Raw genomic sequence first — 16,421 nt, 5'->3', positions numbered from 1 at the left:
TGAAGAATGAAGAATTAAGAATGAAGAATTTTCATCCAGCGTGACGAGTTCTTCATTCTTAATTCTTCATTCTTCATTTAATGCTTTTTAATCGTAATCAGCATTACGCCGTTCTTACCTTTTTCCCCGTAGGGAGCAATCTTTTCAGGGTCTTTTATGATTTCTACTTTTTCAATTGTATTCGGGTCAATCGTGAACAAGTCTTTTGTAGGAAATTCTTTTCCATCCACAAGAATTAATACACCGTTTTCGTTGAAAACGATTTTCGTACTATCTGTCTTTTCTTCATTATCTGCATTGAACATGATAGGAACGGTGTATTTCACGGCTACGGCTTTCCCGTCCTGCATGCCCGGTTGCCATTGGGGCATACCTTGAAGTACACGGATGGCTTCGGCATCCATGCTGGGGTAAACACTGCGTATGATTTCCACATCGGCTATGCTTCCGTCTTCTTGTACGGTAAACCGTGCTATCACCCTGCCCGATTTCTTTGCTTGCTTAGCATCTTCGGGATAGCGCAGGTTCGCGCTGATGTATTTCATCAATTCGCTTGGACCGCCCGGGAACTGGGGCATCTGTTCTACCGCCGTATAAGGTTCTTCCTCATTGTCCGGATTGTTTTTGTCCCCCACGATGACTATCGTTTGGGGCTTTCCTTTAAGTGTATCGGTTTTTTCGATACTTTCACTTGTTACGGCATCGGATATTGCCGGAAATTCCGTAACTTTGACACGTGAAATCTCATTCAGCGGTTTCGAGATTTCGGGACGGGCAAAAGCGGCTACAGCTACTGCAGCCAGCGGAAGTACGTAGAGGTACTTGGCGCGTGCCCACGGGTTCGATTTTTTTCTCATCATCATAGTGATACGTTTTTTAAGTGAACTGTGATTTAAGCTGTTGGCGAGAGAGTAGAGCCTTGAGCCAACGGCTTTCTTTATTAATAACAATTGATATTCCTTGGCGTTGACGCCGGATGCCAGTACGGCTTCGTCGGCTTCGTATTCGTGGATGTTCTGCAATTCTTGCTTCACCAGCCATGCCGCCGGATTGAACCACTGCACAACGATGCACGCTTGGGCAAGCAGCAGGTCCCACGAGTGCCGGAGGCGGATGTGGGCTTGCTCGTGTGCCACTATCGCCCTGTTGTCTTCTTTCAGGTCTGTGTCCGGCATCACGATGTAATGCATCCAGCTGAACGGGGCGATTTTCCCCGGATAACGTACCAGGATGCTCCCGTCTGCCAGCCTTTCTTTCCGGTTCCTGCGGATGACGGTACATATCCGCCCGATTCCGATAAGGCTCTTGATGCAGCAGCAGAAAGCTCCTATCAGGTAAATGCTTACCATTGCTTCTTGCCATCCGAACCGGGAAACCGTTTCCGCGGCTTCTGTTCCTGCACGAAGTTCAGCCAGCATCAGCAGGCTTTCCAAGTCCGATACGGTCTGGTTCAATGCCGTAGGTTCGCTGATGGCAATCTTTACCGCAGGCAGGAGGCACGACAAGACCAATATGCCAAGCAATGCCAGCCGGTTGAACCGATGAAACGTTTCCTTGCTCAGCAATACCTTATAAAAAAGGTAGAACAAAGCCAGGCAGACCGATGCTTTCAGTATATAGATAAAAAATAGTCCCATATCTTTTTGAGTTTTTAAGTTTTTGAGTTCTTAAGTTTTTAAGTATGTCCGCAGATAGCCAATGTAGGGGCGTATCGCATACGCCCTGAAAAACATCCACGTGGATTAGTTGATGCATTCGGGCGTATGCGATACGCCCCTACAGGCAATTTGGCAAAATGAGGACATTCATATTGAGTTTTTAAGTTTGTTGGTTTTTAAGTTCTTGAGTTTATCTTTTAGTAATTCAATAACTCCAAACTGACAAACTCAAAAACTCAAAAACTAAAAAACTCAAAAACTCAAAAACTAACACAACCTTATTTCCCTTCCTCCACTTGCTTGATAAGCTCTTTCAGCTCCTCTATCGAAATCTCCTCTTCCTTTACCAGCGAAGAGACCACCCCTAAGTAGGAATTGTTGAAATACTTGCTGATGACGCTTTTCAGCGTCCCGCGCTTGAACTCGTCTTTCGACACGGCGGCACGGTATTGGTACGTATTGCCGAATGCCGTATGCGCCAGATAGCCTTTCTCTTCCAGTCCGCGCACAATGGTGGAAAGCGTATTGAAGTGCGGACGCGGCTCGGGATAGAACTCCAGCAGCTGCTTGACGAACAAAGGACCTTTCTCCCAGAAAAATCCCATTACTTCTTCTTCTTTTGCGGTCAGTCTTTTCATGCTATTTCTGTTTGTTTTCCGCAAAGTAACTAAAAGTTTTAGTTATTCAACTAATTTTTATAGTTAATAATGGTGAACAGTGGCGAAAGTCTGTGGAGGAAATAGAAAAAAGCATATTTGCGGAAAGCGTATGTTGTAATGCCAATGCTTTTGCGGTAATATAGCAATTTATATCAGTAAGTTTTATGGTTTCCAATTCAAAACCGTACGTTCTCGATATGGAAACCGTACGTTCTTGATATGGAAACCGTACGGTTTTGATATGGAAACCATAAAATCTATTTATTTGAATGCATAAAAGAAGCAGTGCTTAAAAGCAAATACAGGCTTGTCTGTTTGATAAGTTACCGTTTCGTTTGTTTTTAATGAATATCCGGATGTGAAGAAGCTGATGGGGAAAAACAGGATTATTTGCGACAGTACTCTGGCTTGCCTGGTTGTGCAGTCGGGCAAAACAGTTGTAACCTTCAATAAACGTACCGGCTGGATTGACTATTTGGACATTGACGGAAAACCGATGCTGGAAAAAGGGTATGCCATCCGTCCTGATTTCTGGAGAGCACCGACCGACAAAGATTATGGAGCAGGGTATGCTAAGGATTCCCGTGTGTGGTGTGACCCGATGATGAAACTTGTCCGGTTCGATTACAGGGAAATGGAAAACGGTGCGGAAATTTTGGCAGAGTATGACTTGCCTGATGTGGCATCGAAATTGAAAATGACTTATATGCTGGCTTCGGACGGAAAGTTAGTTATAAAAGAGGCTTTGACTGTTGATCCGGAATCAAAACAGAAACCTCAACTGAGACGATTCGGTATGCAGCTGGTCATGCCGAAAGCATTTGGGAAAATTCGTTTTTACGGAAAAGGACCTCGTGAGAATTATATAGACCGTAATTCAGGAAATCGTCTGGGAGTATACACTCAGTCTGTAGCTGGGCAATACTGGAATTATATCCGTCCGCAAGAAAGTGGAAACAAGACTGAAGTAAGGTATTGGGATATGCTGGACGAAAGCGGTAACGGCTTGCGTATATGCGCGACAACTCCGATGGAGTGTAGTGCACTGAATTTCTTGGACAGTGATTTAGATGATGGCATTGATAAATTTGACCATCGGTCGCACTCCGGTGAATTGATACCTCGTAACTTCAGTGTTGTCAGGATAGCCTTGCGTCAGGCAGGGCTGGGTTGTGTTAACAGCTGGGGAGCTAAACCGTTAGAAAAATATCAGATGCCTTATCAGGATTATCAATTTACATTCATGATCCAGCCTGTCCGTTAAGGTTGTTTTGTGGTATAATTATCTCTTATTGTTATTTGTTGCAGAGGAACACATGGTAAAAGACATTGTGTTCCTTTGTTGCAAATAACAGGTATGTGACTGTAAAGTATAAGTCTTGGTGTTTTTGGTGTATTCGTCAAAAACTTGTATCTTTGCGCCGGAAATATCGTTATGTATGGATAAACGCGTACGTTACAAAGACTTTTCGGCTTTTCTGGCAGCACATTTTCCGTTCAAAGTGCAGAAGTTGTCGGTAAATGCAGGATTTACGTGTCCTAATCGTGATGGCACGAAGGGATACGGTGGTTGTACGTACTGCAATAACCAGACATTCAATCCCGAATATTGCCGGACGGAAAAACCAATAGCAGTGCAGTTGGAAGAAGGGAAACAGTTCTTTTCCCGTAAATATCCACAGATGAAATATTTGGCTTATTTTCAGGCATATACCAACACTTATGCCGGATTGGAGCAGCTGGTGCAGATGTACGAGGAAGCTTTGGCTGTGCCGGATGTGGTGGGATTGGTAATCGGGACGCGTCCGGATTGTATGCCGGAGGAATTGTTGGACTATCTGTCTGAATTGAATGAACGGACATTTTTGTTGGTTGAGTATGGGATAGAAAGTACAAACGATGTAATTTTGCAGCGTATCAATCGTGGACATACCTTTGCTTGTACCCAAGAAACTGTACGGCGTACAGCGGAAAGGGGGATACGGACAGGAGGTCATGTCATAGTAGGTCTTCCGGGAGAAGATGGAAAACAAGCACTGCTGGAGCAGACCAAGGCTTTGTCGCTGTTGCCGCTGACTACCTTGAAACTGCACCAGTTGCAGTTGATAAAAGGAACACGGATGGCATACGAGTATGAAAGAAATCCCAGCGATTTTCATTTGTATTCGGTCGATGAATACATCGATGTGGTGATAGATTATGTGGAACATCTGCGTCCAGACCTGGTGTTGGAGCGTTTCATTTCCCAATCTCCCAAAGAGCTGTTGCTTGCTCCCGACTGGGGATTGAAAAATCACGAGTTTACCGCCCGCTTGCAGAGACGTATGTGCGAGCGTGATGCCTGGCAAGGAAAATATTACATATAATAATAGGTAAAAAGGTTAAAGTTTAAAAGTCACTAATTTGAAACAATCATGAAACTGAAAGGGAATGTACATTATGTAGGTGTGAACGACCGCTCGAAAGCGTTGTTCGAAAATTTATGGCCATTACCATACGGAGTGTCTTATAACTCTTATTTGATAGCCGATGACGAGATGGTAGCATTGGTAGATACGGTTGATGTGGCTTTCTTCGAAGTATATCTGAAGAAAATCAAGTCGGTAATAGGTGACCGTAAAATCAATTACTTGATTATTAACCATATGGAGCCTGACCATTCTGGCTCTATTGCCTTGATCAAGCAATATTATCCCGATATCGTATTGGTAGGCAACAAGAAAACATTCGATATGGTGGAAGGTTTCTATGGTATTGGAGGCGACCGTTATGTAGTGGGTGAAGGTGATTTCCTGAAACTGGGGCATCACAATTTGCGTTTCTACTTGATACCAATGGTACATTGGCCCGAGACGATGGTTACGTTCGATGAAACCGAAGGTATCTTGTTTTCGGGAGATGCGTTTGGTTGCTTTGGTGCATTGAACGGTGGCTGTATCGATAAGGATATCAATACCGAAATCTACGAAGGTGAGATGCGTCGGTATTACTCGAACATTGTCGGTAAATTCGGCAATCCGGTACAGAAGGCTTTGCAGAAATGCAAGGGGCTTGATATTCAGATGATTTGTTCTACCCACGGACCGGTATGGACGGAGAAGATTCCGCAAGTAGTTGACTTGTATGACCGCCTGAGCCGGTACGAAGGCGAGGAAGGTGTGGTCATTGCATACGGAACGATGTATGGCAATACCGAAGAACTGGCGGAAACCATTGCCGAGGAGCTGAGCGCACAGGGTATCAAGAACATCGTGATGCACAACGTATCGAAGACACCGCATTCGTATATTTTGGCAGATATTTTCCGCTACAAAGGTCTGATAGTGGGATGTACTACCTATAATATGCATCTTTATCCCGAAATGGAAGCTTTGCTCAGTAAGGTAGCTGCCCGCGAGATGAAGAACCGTGTGATGGGCTATTTCGGTTCGTATACCTGGGCAAGTGCAGCTGTAAAGAAACTTGCCGAATATGCCGAAAAGTTGAAGTTCGAAATTGTAGGCAATCCGGTTGAGATGAAGCAGAGCATGGGGCAGGACACCGCCCGTCAGGCGAAAGAACTGGCGAAGGCGATGGCAGAACGGCTGAAAGCTGACCGCAAGTGATGTTTTTTTCACCACAGATTACACAGATTAAAAATAAATAAAATAATCTGTGTAATCTGTGGTGAATTTTTAAGAAGCCTATGATACAGAAACTGTACGACAAGCACAATGATCCCGATGTGTTGCAGCATATCGTGGATATCTTGAATGACGGAGGAATTATCATTTATCCTACCGACACGATGTATGCGATGGGATGCCACGCTTTGAAAGAACGTCCTATCGAAAAGATTTGCCGACTGAAGAACCTGAATCCGAAGAAGAACAACCTTTCTATCATTTGCTACGATTTGAGCAATATCAGCGAATATGCGCAAGTAGGGAATGCCACTTTTAAGCTGATGAAACGTAATCTTCCCGGTCCCTTTACCTTTATCTTAAAAGCTGACAGCCGTCTGCCCAAGATATTTCGCAACCGAAAAGAAGTGGGTATCCGTGTGCCCGATAATACTATCATCCGTGAAATTTGCCGTTTGCTTGAAGCTCCGATTCTGACCACTACCTTGCCTTTGCGGGAAGGTGAGGATATAGAATATATAACCGATCCTGAGTTGATTGATGAAAAATTCGGCGAAGAAGTCGATTTGATTATTGACGGAGGTATAGGAGGCATCGAACCTTCTACCGTCATTAATTGTTGTGAAGATATACCCGAAATTGTCCGCCAGGGAAAAGGTGAACTGGAGGTATAAGAAAGAAAATTGAATTCCGCAAAACATCCTATGTAGGGGCAATTAGGTGAAATGCGGACATTCATTAAAAGAAATGTGCAAATAAACGAAGTAATTATGGTATTATCAACTTTATTGAATGTGGTTTTGCTGGCTGCAGAATCGGGAACGAAATTAGTTAATGTAGAAGATTTGCTTGACAAACTGTTGAATTGGAGTATTGATGCGGGAAAAAGTATTTTGGCTGCCTTGATAATCTTCATTATAGGGCGTTTTGTCATCAAGCAGATTAATCGTCTGTTCCGGAAAATACTGGAACGGAGGAAGTTGGAAGTGAGCGTACGGACTTTTTTGGAAAGTCTGGTCAGTTTGTTGCTAAATATTGTACTTGCTTTTGCTGTTATCAGCAAGTTAGGAGTGGAAACTACCAGTCTGGCTGCTTTGCTGGCTTCGGCAGGTGTGGCTATTGGTATGGCATTATCAGGTAATCTGTCTAATTTTGCCGGTGGTCTGATAATTCTGGTGTTCAAGCCTTTTAAGGTGGGAGACTATATCGATGGCCCTGACGATGAAAGCGGCACCGTGAAAGAAATTCAGATATTCCATACAGTGTTGACCACTGTGGATAATCGGATTATTTATGTACCGAATGGATTATTGAGCAGTAATGCCATCACCAATTACAGTAAGCAGGAGACACGTCGTGCCGAATGGGTGTTCGGTGTAGAATATGGTGAAGATTTTGAGCGGGTAAAAGAAGTGCTTCAACGCATTATTGATAATGATCCGCGTATCTTAAAGACTCCGGCACCGATGATTGCTTTAGGGGCTTTGTCTGCAAGTAGTGTGGACATTAAGGTACGTGCATGGGCAAAAACGGCAGACTATTGGGATGTTTATTTCGATATGAACAAGACGGTATATGAAACCTTTAATAAGGAAGGTATCGGTTTCCCATTCCCACAATTGACCGTACATCAGGCGAAAGACTGATAGAGGCGAAACGATGATAAGCCAAGGGGCGAGGCTGTTTTTATAATCTTATCACAGCCTCGCCTTGTTTTTTACATGGGATAAATTCCTGTGGCGTAATGTGTGATATCGGAAATGCAGCGCGTAGCCTGCGTACGGTCTGAGTTCAGGTCGTATATCAGGACATTAGACTGCGGAATGACATTTTCAAAGCATTCTGAATGTGTGGAGATGTAGAGTTTGCCGTTTTGTGCATCAATGGTCATACAGTCGAAACCATTGGCATTCGGAGCATCTTTCCGGATGTCGATGTACGGTTCTATTTTTCCGTTATCGGCTGACAGGCGTGAAATACGAGTTTCACTTTCCGGGAAGTAGATATTGTTTTTATACGAAAAAATACTTGACGAGGCGGTGTTGAAATAATCAGGTGAGATGCTTGTCCTGATTTCTGTTTCTTTTGCGATGTTCCATGATTCGAGGTCGATATAATAAAGGTAGGTTACGTTGTTTCCACGTGTGTATGTGGCTGCTACCAACGTACCGTCGTCCAACAGGCATAGTCCACTGATGAGATTCCCCTTTCCCAAAGCCAACGTGCGGTTAATCTGGTTGCTGTCTTTGCTGAATTCTACCAGTTTTGTCTCCGACCAAAATCCGCCGGCTCCTGCATAGATATGGCCGTCAATAGCCATCATACCGTTGGGAGAGATAATGGATTCGATGGTAACACCTTGATTGCCTAAGGCATAGCTTCCTTCTATCAAATGCAGTTCATCGGTTGTACTGTCGAAACGATATGCAGCTTGTGCGTCTGTGATAAATACATTGTGTTCGTCCAATACAATGATGTTCGATAAATTGGCTTCTACTTCAAGGCGTTCGTTTTCTTGCAAGCAACCCTCCGGTCTGGCAAATGTCATCATTTCACGGGGATAGGCTTTTTCTTTTCTCATGGTTTCTGCATCGGCGATAATCAGGAGTCCGTCTCCTTGTGGGACTTCGTCAAGGTTCAGATAGTCGTCACACAAAATATAAAGTTTGTTACCATGACGGTAGAGGGCATCTGCCTGGTTGCCCAGTTCGGTTCCATTTACTTTTTTGTATACATTTGTTTCTACAGTACCATCAGGAGCAATGTAGGATAAAGAGCCGTTCTCTAGCATGCGTGCCCCTCCGTTCAGTATTAATATGCCGTTTGGTGAAGCATATCCTTCAAGGGCTGGTTGGGATATGCTGTCGGTAGGCTCAGATTCAGGATGGAGAGTTTTGATGTTGTCCGAGCTGCAGGCTGTAAAGTATAAGTAGCCTGCCAATAGGAAGAACGTTGTTTTTCTCATAAAATGTAATTTCTTTTTTATTTCAGTTAGTAATGTCAATCAGGAGTTAAGAAGGAGTTGGAAGAAGTTATCGTCCGCCAGGCGGACTGGAAGTTAGATGCCAATACCTTTTTGTCTCTTTGTGAATGCTATCATAGAACACAGAATGCACAAATCTATACTGCGCATGGTATAAAGAAGAAGCCTGCCGGGAAGCGGGTATAGTTTTCAAACTTGAACAGAGGAGTACCGGTGCTTCCTGCAAAGTCGAATACCCAAAGTTGATTGGTGGTATAGAACGGTCCCACTCCTTTCAGGGTATTGGCATATACATATCCTGTGGTGGGATTTACCCCTAGGCCATTGTACATTATTTGGGCTTTTTCATCCAGCAAAGACAAGTCTGTCAATATTTCATCTTGTGGTGTTTTGTTGTCTTGGTCTATGTCTGGACGGAAGTCAAGGCGATAAATAGTTGTTCCACTGGCATAATAAATTGTGTTGCCATGTGTGGCAAAGGCACATCCTGATGACCCGACTGACGGGACTTCGCTGATGTAATTTCGCTCCAGGTCTTCTTGAGTCGCAGGGTTGTACCGGTTCATGGAGATTTCACCTCCAAATTTAGTACTCATTATCCACAGGCAGTTGTCGGGAGCTGAAGCTATGCCTGTAATACCATATAACGAATAGAACGGTACTGAAATGTTTGTAATTTGGTCATTACCTGGAGTGATTTCGTAAAGTCCTGTCATGAAGTTTTGGTTGTAATAGGTGTACACCTTTCCATTGACAATGGCAAACGGTGCTTTGGGGGCTTCTTCCGAACCTTTGATAAAGGTCAGCGATGCATCGTTTTCGTTCATTCGCCATATACCGGCATTGTCACGGATATAAATGTGTTCTTCATCGATAACGGCAATGTGTGTAGGCCAGTCCAGCGGGCTGAGCGTCTCTTTCGGATAACTTTTCAGTTTCTTTAGTGTACGTGTGTCGGTTATGACCAACATGCCGTCATTATCCGATTCTGCTCCCATCGCATTGCCGTTCCCGTTTTGGGAAATGATGTAGGTTTTTCCGTTGTATTGACACATGTCTTGGGGTACATTGCCCAGTTCTGTACCATTTACTCGTTTGTATACATTGTCTACGATGTATCCTTCGGCGGTAATGTAAAGAAGTGAGCCGTTTTCGGAGGTCATATTTCCTTCGTTCAGAACAAATGTTCCTTTCGGGTCATCGAATGTGACAAGATAGAAGTTTATGCTGAGTGTAACAGTTTGTCTGTTTTCACCTTGTGCAGTCAATTGCAAGCTGAAGGTCTTGGAAACATTTTCCGAAGCCGATGGGGCAGTGATACCAATGCAGGTCGTTTCTTCGTTTATATTGACTTGCCATCCCTCGGGTACGTTGTCGGCTGTAATGCTGTTTATATGTTCGGCTAGGTATTTTATCTGGCAGGTCTCTCCCGGAACCACGGTGACAGGTCGGTCTTGCCCTATGCTGTCGGTCAATTCGAATACCGGTGTTTGGAGTTCTACTGGAGTGTTGTCGTCTTTACATGCTGTGGTACCGATTAAAATCAGTATCAGCAGCCAATTGCATAAGTTCTTCATTTCCTTTTGTTTTTTTGTTTTGTATATCAATTTGTTATTTATGCGGATCAGGGGAGTTATACTATTATACTATGCGCGGTATGGATTTGTGTATTTTGTTAATGCCACAGTTCCGGCATGCTGTCTACGTTCTGTCCGCCTCGCATTACTGTACTTCATCATACCCAGATTAGTTAAAACGGGATAACCTCGTCTGTTGTAAGATTAATAATCTTACAGCGAATGACCTATATTTTCACATTAGCATATTGTTTATTGACCTATTCTTCTGTGTATTCTTATGTAGTCTGTGTTCTATATAGCATCAACAAAAATGCACAATTTCATACCGCGATGGTATAACTTCTGATTAGCATTATCAGGCAGTTCTTAAGAAGCTGTTTTGAATTTATCGCCCAAAGCACACACGAAAACAGATACATCAAGCCAAGAAAAACTTTTTGGAGAAATTCAAAACAGCTTCTAAGTTAGCGTGTAGGGATTTCCTCACCCAGCATGTGCAGGTCTTCCACGCCACTCACTTCTGTAGAGCATTCGCCTATCCATCCGTTTTCCTGATTGATTCCGGTATATATCTTAATGAGGTCCACACCAGGTAAATCGACTTTATTACCGTCGCTGTCGGTTGCCCAGTCAATGTCAATAGCAGATTCATCATTGGTATTCATGGCATTGTCGGCATATCCGTATGTAAACGGATAAAGGATAAAGTAGGTACCGTTTCCACTTTGGTCTATTCCATTTTGCGGAAGTCGTGAACCTTCGAAGCGTAACTCCTTGTCGCTAATCCATTGTGGATAATAAGACTGGGTGTTATGGACGTTTTTCCGGATGTATCCTGTTTGTCCTTTGTTGTCTGTCCAGCAGATGTACGTTTGTTGTTCTTCTTCGGTGGCCGGTTCTCCTTCGGGAGCTTGGTAAATAATTTCGTAATCGTTGTAAAAAGCCATGTCACAACCGGCGTTCAGGGCTGTTTCATACCATGTTTCCTGCTGTGGGTCGTGATGGGCACTTCCGGCTATTTCATACCATTGTCCATCGTCTGGCTGTCCGTCTTGATTTTCGTCTAATGCAACTTGGATGATACCCGGTTCGTAACTGCCTCCGCTTGCAGCAGTAGAAGCTCCTTGAAAAGCATTGCCCAGAATACGGAAATCCCGTAGTCCTGCTTTGTTTTCAATCCGATGGTCGAAGCCTACGATGACATAACCTCCATATCCTCCTAGCGAAATCATGCCACGATTGTTATTCCCGATAGCTTCCAAGGCTTTCCGGTTCATGTCTTCCTGTGTGTCGCCTTCTTCGTATTCAGGCATAGCATTGACAAACTGGCCTGGAGCTGGCATGTATTCGATTACTTGGGTGATGTATGCCGAACTGGTTGTTTCTTCCGGAGCATCGTTGTAATAGAAAGGTTCTGTGGCAAAGGCGAAATGTGCCGGAATATCGCCTGTACGTACGCTCCATTGTTTTTTGCCTTCGGAGGTGAAGCAGTAAAGATACCCCGGTGTTACGTAGTCGGTAGCATCGCTTACATAGATTTCCTTGGTTTCAGGGTTGACTGCAATGCCGTATGGAAGTCGGATATCGGCTTCTGTGCCATCGGTAATGAATTTGTCGGAAATCATTTTGCCTTGTGCCGTATCGTAGATGCGGTAACCTACTTCGTTGTTTCCGGCTGTGTAGCTCCATTCGGAAGAGATGATGTAAAGCAGGTCGTCATCCATCCACATTTGGTTGGCAGAGATTCCCAGGTTTCCGGTTACGGTTTCGGTAGTAGGGTCTATGACGTAGATATCCGAGCCTTCTCCATAATAGTCTCCCCGTGAAATAACATACAGGTTTCCTTTCGAGTCTTTTTCCATCTGGTGCAGGTTGATGGCTACATCAATGGTGTTGACCACTTGAAAACTCTCTAAGTCGATGACCGAAATGGTACGGTCATAATTCGGGTAACGGTAACCGCCCGAGTTGGCTACATACAGTCTTCCGTTAACGATAGCCATATCTTCAGGCTGATAACCTACTACCACTTCGCGGGTTATCTGGAAAGTATTCGTATCAAATTCTACCACTTTGCCGGGGCGTGCTTCTGGATCTATCTGGACCGGTCCGGCATACGAACTGACATAGGCTTTGTCATCTTCGAAGGTTATGTAGCGGCAATTAGTAATGTTGACGCTTCCCAGATGTTTGGCTGTGCATGCGTCCATCACTTCTACAAAGTGTGAACAGTTGACCACTACATATAGTTTTCCGTCGTGTATCTGAATGTCGTTGCCTACATCTCCCAGTTCTTTTACGATGTCGGGGTTGCTTTCCGGATAAATGTTGCGAAGGTAATATCCTCCCCGTGCATTGAAAAAGTCAATTGTACATTTGTTGCTTCCCATGTTTCCTTCGTTGAGAAGAAAAAAGCCTTCAATGTCCTTAGGGTCGGTAGGGTAGGTAATGATTTCCTGCTCCGAGTCGAGCACAGGCAGTTCTTCCCTGCATCCCGACAGCAATGCCAGCAGGAGCAGGACAAGCGGATATCTTCTGATTTTCATAAGAGGTATATTTTAAAACATATATTGCACGATGAATTTGAAATTGATGCCGGGCATCGGGTAGCACGATACTACTTCGTATTGTTGGTTCAGCAGATTGTTCACTTCCAAAGTCAGTTTCAATTCTTGCGAACGGATGCGTTGCCGTTTCGAAAGAGAACAGTCGCTGGTGTACCACGACGGTTGATAGTTGACGGGCAGGTTGGCTTGTGAAGAATACCGTTCGCCGGTATAGATAAAACTGTAACTGGCTTCCCATGAACGCCAATTGAAGTTAACCGCTGCCGATCCGCTGTGCCAGGGTATGTAGGGTATTTGTCCACCATAAAATTCATTATCGGGATCGGTAAAGTCTTGTGCTTTCTGATAAGTGTAATTCAAGCGTCCGCTTAGCAAGGCTTCTTTACCCAGTTTCCAGTCGGTTTGTACAGCTACATCTATGCCCCGGATTTCCACTTCACCCAGATTGACCATGGTCCAGCGGAAGAAGTTGGAAGTAGGGGTTGCTACTATCTTGTTCTTTACTTCGTTGTAATATACATCGGCTTGTAGCTCGATGTGTTTCATCCACAGGTTTTTGAAGTCTTTTCTGTAAGTTACACCTATATTATATTGGTGAGTATATTCAGGGTCAAGGTAAGCATTGCCTACGAATGTGTAGTACAGGTCATTCAGGGTAGGCATGCGAAATATCTGTTTGTAGAAGGCACGGAAATTCAGGTCTATCTTTTTAAACGGTCGGTAGCTCAGTATAACCGATGGTGTCCATTCCAGCTTGTCGGATGCCGGTTGTCCGTTTTCTTTCAGACGGTCGGATACAAACGTGCCCAGTACACTTGCCTGCAATTGTATACAGTCGAAATGAAAGGCTGTGGCTGCAGCAAAAAGTCCTGTGTTCCGCCGTGGATAGACAAAGTCTTTCAAGTTTGCATTCAGCAGGTTGAATTGCCAGTCTGCCGACAGGTTCAGGCTCCAGTACGGTGTCAGGTCAAAGCAATTGGCAGTCGAAACATAAAGTTCCTGCTGCCGGTAACGGTTGTTGATGTACATCAACGATTCATCTTTGTTCGGGTCGGCAAGGTAATGCAGGTAATCGTAGGCATACTTGGCACTGGCAAGAAAATGGTAACGTTCCGAGAAATCTTTCCGGAACAGTGCTTGGGCAAAGAAATTGGCATCGTTCTGGCGGTCTTCGTGTGTAAACTTGTTACGCACAATGGCTCCTGGATAACCTCTGTCGGAAAAGTAAGCATACAGTTTGGTACGCCAGTAGCCGTTTTTGATGTTACCGTATAACCCATGCTCGATGCGCAGGGCGTTTACGTCACCATTCTGGCGCACAGCAGTGGTGTCATAGCCTCCTTCAGTGGCATAGCGGAATTTATATTTACCTGTGGTGTACAAATACTCGGCACTGAAGGAACTGCTTAACTTTTCGTTGATTTGCTGTTCCCAAAGGATGGCAGGGTTTACTACTCCGAACGAACCGGTCTTGAATGTAGCCTTGACATTATATTTCTTGTTGTCTTCAAACTTGGGAATACGCGTCTGGAGATAGATGGTACCTGCCGAACCAAAGTCCTTAGCCGACTGGAAAATGGCACTTTTCTGTCCGTTGTAGAGTGTGACGCTTTCCATATTGTCGAGCGAAAAACGCCCCAGGTCTACAGTTCCGTTTTGTGCATTTCCCAGTTCGATGCCATCGTAGAATACCCCTACGTGGTTGGTACCCATACTTCGGATATTGACCGTTTTCAATCCTCCGATGCCTCCATAATCTTTCAGTTGTACACCAGAGAAATAGCGTAACGCGTCAGCAACGTTGTGCGAACCTAGCCTTTGGAGTTGTTCTCCCGACAAGCTCTGTACGGGAATGATGTCTTTCTGCAAGGCACGTGCGGTGACCAGCACTTCATTCAAGTGTTGCAGGCTGTCGGTCGAGTTCTGGGCATACAAAATGCAGGCATGGTTCCATACAGCCCAAAACGATAACAGCCAGACAAGCCGGCTTTTTTGTTTAACCATAAATAAAAAGTGTATTCAATAAACCAATTAACCGTGTTGTCCTCGCACACGGATAACATAAACTCTTGGCAGGTCTTCTGACTGACTTCTCTTCCGGAACCTTCCCAATACGTTTTTCAGATACAACGCATCAGTGGTAATAGCCTTTACCGGAAGATTATTGAAGCTTCACAGCAGCGGGACTGTCCGGGATTTTCACCCGATTCCCTTTTAATCCGCTTGTCTGAACAGACAGGCAGAACCAATTACGATGCAAAAGTAAGGTTTTTATTTTAAATGTGCAATAGGTCTGCAATAAAGCCATCGTGCCCACGATTTAAAGCCACTATGCGGTGTGCACATTTTATAAATTACTTGTAGGGGCGTATCGCATACGCTCTAAAAACACCTGTGTGGATAAGTGGGTGCATCCGAGATGCTTCACTATGCAGCATGACAAATGATTTTTCGCATTTTATTTCTGATTGACTATATCTATTGTATTTCTTGAAGTTCTTCGCTTGTTCCAAAATTGTTTTAAACACCTCGTCATTTGTTACTGGAGGGTAGCCATATTCGGTTAAGACCAAAATCAAATCCATTTTCAGTTCTGCCTTTATGTCATCACGAGTGGACCAGTCGGTGTACTTGGATTTATCTGCTACAATTTTCTTGATTTCAGCAGCGAGTTTAAGTAACTTATTTTCGGGATATTCAAAACTAAACTGTTTGGCTATGGATTTCAGAATATCATACATCTTTCTCATGGGCGAACCATTGGCTTCCGCCGAACTTTGCCTTCAGTTCTTCGATAGCTTGCATGGCACCTTCATACGTTGCACGGAACTTTGCTTCGTTCGTAGTCTGCTCTACCGCCAACTGCTGATAATCGTACTTGTCCAGCGTATCGAGGGCATAAGCATAATCGGAAACCACTTCTACCAGATTGAGGGCATCATCGGAAGTTAATGCCTCTTGTGCCTTGACAGTCCTGCCCAAGACGGCGACTAACTGTTTCAATTCCGTGTAGCGTTGTTCCGTCAAAGCTTTATTGACGGCATAACCTTTCACCAGATATTCTTTTAATACTTTATTTGCCCAAATGCGGAATTGCGTACCGCGTAAAGAGTTTACGCGATAACCGACCGAAATAATCATGTCTAAGTTATAATAAGGTATTTGTCGAGTAACAGTTCTTTTGCCTTCTGTGCGAACTTGTGCAAAAAATGCACAAGTTGGATTTTCCTCCAATTCTCCAGTTTTAGAAGCTGTTTTGAATTTCTCCAAAAAGTTTTTCTTGGCTTGATGTATCCGTTTTCGTGTGTGCTTTGGGCGATTTTTTGGTCCTTTTCGCTCCTGTTCTTCGTC

General features: G+C 44.1%; 12 protein-coding genes, 1 pseudogene and 1 riboswitch. Of the genes and pseudogenes, 5 read left to right on the top strand and 8 right to left on the bottom strand.

All coding sequences use genetic code 11. The annotated features are described in order from the left end of the window. Positions 1 to 77 precede the first annotated feature (77 nt). Both B5F78_RS00065 and B5F78_RS00060 read right to left on the bottom strand, forming a co-directional pair. Positions 78 to 1,637 carry a M56 family metallopeptidase gene (locus B5F78_RS00065; RefSeq protein ID WP_087405629.1) on the bottom strand — a complete coding sequence of 520 codons (1,560 nt, stop codon included), beginning with the start codon at positions 1,635 to 1,637 and terminating at the stop codon, positions 78 to 80. Between the two features lie 299 nt (positions 1,638 to 1,936). Beyond that, entirely contained in the window at positions 1,937 to 2,296 is a 360-nt protein-coding gene (locus B5F78_RS00060; protein ID WP_013619187.1) for a BlaI/MecI/CopY family transcriptional regulator, read from the bottom strand. 379 nt (positions 2,297 to 2,675) lie between these two features. On the opposite strand from B5F78_RS00060, the gene B5F78_RS00055 reads away from it, so the two are divergent. From B5F78_RS00055 to B5F78_RS00035, 5 genes are all read left to right on the top strand, one after another. Continuing rightward, positions 2,676 to 3,581, top strand: a complete 906-nt coding sequence (locus B5F78_RS00055; RefSeq protein WP_140399962.1) for a beta-galactosidase small subunit — start codon at positions 2,676 to 2,678, stop codon at positions 3,579 to 3,581. 175 nt (positions 3,582 to 3,756) lie between these two features. Next, positions 3,757 to 4,683 (top strand): TIGR01212 family radical SAM protein, encoded by a 927-nt coding sequence (locus tag B5F78_RS00050; RefSeq protein ID WP_087405627.1) that lies wholly within the window; start codon positions 3,757 to 3,759, stop codon positions 4,681 to 4,683. A gap of 48 nt (positions 4,684 to 4,731) precedes the next feature. Next, entirely contained in the window at positions 4,732 to 5,922 is a 1,191-nt protein-coding gene (locus B5F78_RS00045; RefSeq protein ID WP_022039731.1) for an FprA family A-type flavoprotein, read from the top strand. 80 nt (positions 5,923 to 6,002) lie between these two features. Continuing rightward, positions 6,003 to 6,614, top strand: coding sequence for an L-threonylcarbamoyladenylate synthase (locus B5F78_RS00040; RefSeq protein ID WP_022039732.1), 612 nt, complete (start codon positions 6,003 to 6,005; stop codon positions 6,612 to 6,614). Between the two features lie 96 nt (positions 6,615 to 6,710). Beyond that, entirely contained in the window at positions 6,711 to 7,586 is an 876-nt protein-coding gene (locus tag B5F78_RS00035) for a mechanosensitive ion channel family protein (protein ID WP_022039733.1), read from the top strand. Between the two features lie 71 nt (positions 7,587 to 7,657). Here the strand turns inward: B5F78_RS00035 and B5F78_RS00030 are convergent, their stop codons facing one another. The 6 genes and pseudogenes from B5F78_RS00030 to rhuM form a co-directional block, all read right to left on the bottom strand. After that, positions 7,658 to 8,905: a DUF5074 domain-containing protein gene (locus tag B5F78_RS00030; RefSeq protein ID WP_140399961.1), complete on the bottom strand. Its 1,248-nt coding sequence runs from the start codon at positions 8,903 to 8,905 to the stop codon at positions 7,658 to 7,660. Positions 8,906 to 9,060: 155 nt separating this feature from the next. Beyond that, the gene (locus B5F78_RS00025; RefSeq protein ID WP_087405625.1) at positions 9,061 to 10,500 is read right to left on the bottom strand and encodes a DUF5074 domain-containing protein; all 1,440 of its coding nucleotides are present in this window, start codon (positions 10,498 to 10,500) and stop codon (positions 9,061 to 9,063) included. 1,409 nt (positions 10,501 to 11,909) lie between these two features. Beyond that, a pseudogene (locus tag B5F78_RS18000) lies at positions 11,910 to 13,049 on the bottom strand (YncE family protein); the annotation flags it as partial. A gap of 12 nt (positions 13,050 to 13,061) precedes the next feature. Beyond that, positions 13,062 to 15,074, bottom strand: coding sequence for a TonB-dependent receptor (locus B5F78_RS00015; protein ID WP_087405624.1), 2,013 nt, complete (start codon positions 15,072 to 15,074; stop codon positions 13,062 to 13,064). A 50-nt stretch (positions 15,075 to 15,124) separates the two neighbouring features. Continuing rightward, a riboswitch (cobalamin riboswitch) is annotated at positions 15,125 to 15,335 on the bottom strand. A gap of 89 nt (positions 15,336 to 15,424) precedes the next feature. Then, entirely contained in the window at positions 15,425 to 15,820 is a 396-nt protein-coding gene (locus B5F78_RS00010) for a type I restriction enzyme endonuclease domain-containing protein (RefSeq protein WP_239473347.1), read from the bottom strand. Next, positions 15,804 to 16,421, bottom strand: a 618-nt coding sequence (gene rhuM, locus B5F78_RS00005) for a RhuM family protein (RefSeq protein ID WP_241148246.1), incomplete at its 5' end; no start/stop codon positions are given. The genes rhuM and B5F78_RS00010, both read right to left, overlap by 17 nt.

The sequence above is a fragment of the Bacteroides sp. An279 genome, assembly GCF_002159615.1.
In the GTDB taxonomy this organism is placed as follows: Bacteria; Bacteroidota; Bacteroidia; order Bacteroidales; family Bacteroidaceae; genus Phocaeicola; species Phocaeicola intestinalis.
This window is presented reverse-complemented; position numbering and strand designations above follow the sequence as displayed.

What these genes read in the sequence shown, in the direction of transcription:
- B5F78_RS00045 (WP_022039731.1), top strand. Translation starts at nt 4,732, where the DNA reads ATGAAACTGAAAGGGAATGTACATTATGTAGGTGTGAACGACCGCTCG.
- B5F78_RS00030 (WP_140399961.1), bottom strand. Translation starts at nt 8,905, where the DNA reads ATGAGAAAAACAACGTTCTTCCTATTGGCAGGCTACTTATACTTTACA.
- B5F78_RS00010 (WP_239473347.1), bottom strand. Translation starts at nt 15,820, where the DNA reads ATGAGAAAGATGTATGATATTCTGAAATCCATAGCCAAACAGTTTAGT.
- B5F78_RS00050 (WP_087405627.1), top strand. Translation starts at nt 3,757, where the DNA reads ATGGATAAACGCGTACGTTACAAAGACTTTTCGGCTTTTCTGGCAGCA.
- B5F78_RS00025 (WP_087405625.1), bottom strand. Translation starts at nt 10,500, where the DNA reads ATGAAGAACTTATGCAATTGGCTGCTGATACTGATTTTAATCGGTACC.
- B5F78_RS00035 (WP_022039733.1), top strand. Translation starts at nt 6,711, where the DNA reads ATGGTATTATCAACTTTATTGAATGTGGTTTTGCTGGCTGCAGAATCG.
- B5F78_RS00065 (WP_087405629.1), bottom strand. Translation starts at nt 1,637, where the DNA reads ATGGGACTATTTTTTATCTATATACTGAAAGCATCGGTCTGCCTGGCT.
- B5F78_RS00040 (WP_022039732.1), top strand. Translation starts at nt 6,003, where the DNA reads ATGATACAGAAACTGTACGACAAGCACAATGATCCCGATGTGTTGCAG.
- B5F78_RS00060 (WP_013619187.1), bottom strand. Translation starts at nt 2,296, where the DNA reads ATGAAAAGACTGACCGCAAAAGAAGAAGAAGTAATGGGATTTTTCTGG.
- B5F78_RS00015 (WP_087405624.1), bottom strand. Translation starts at nt 15,074, where the DNA reads ATGGTTAAACAAAAAAGCCGGCTTGTCTGGCTGTTATCGTTTTGGGCT.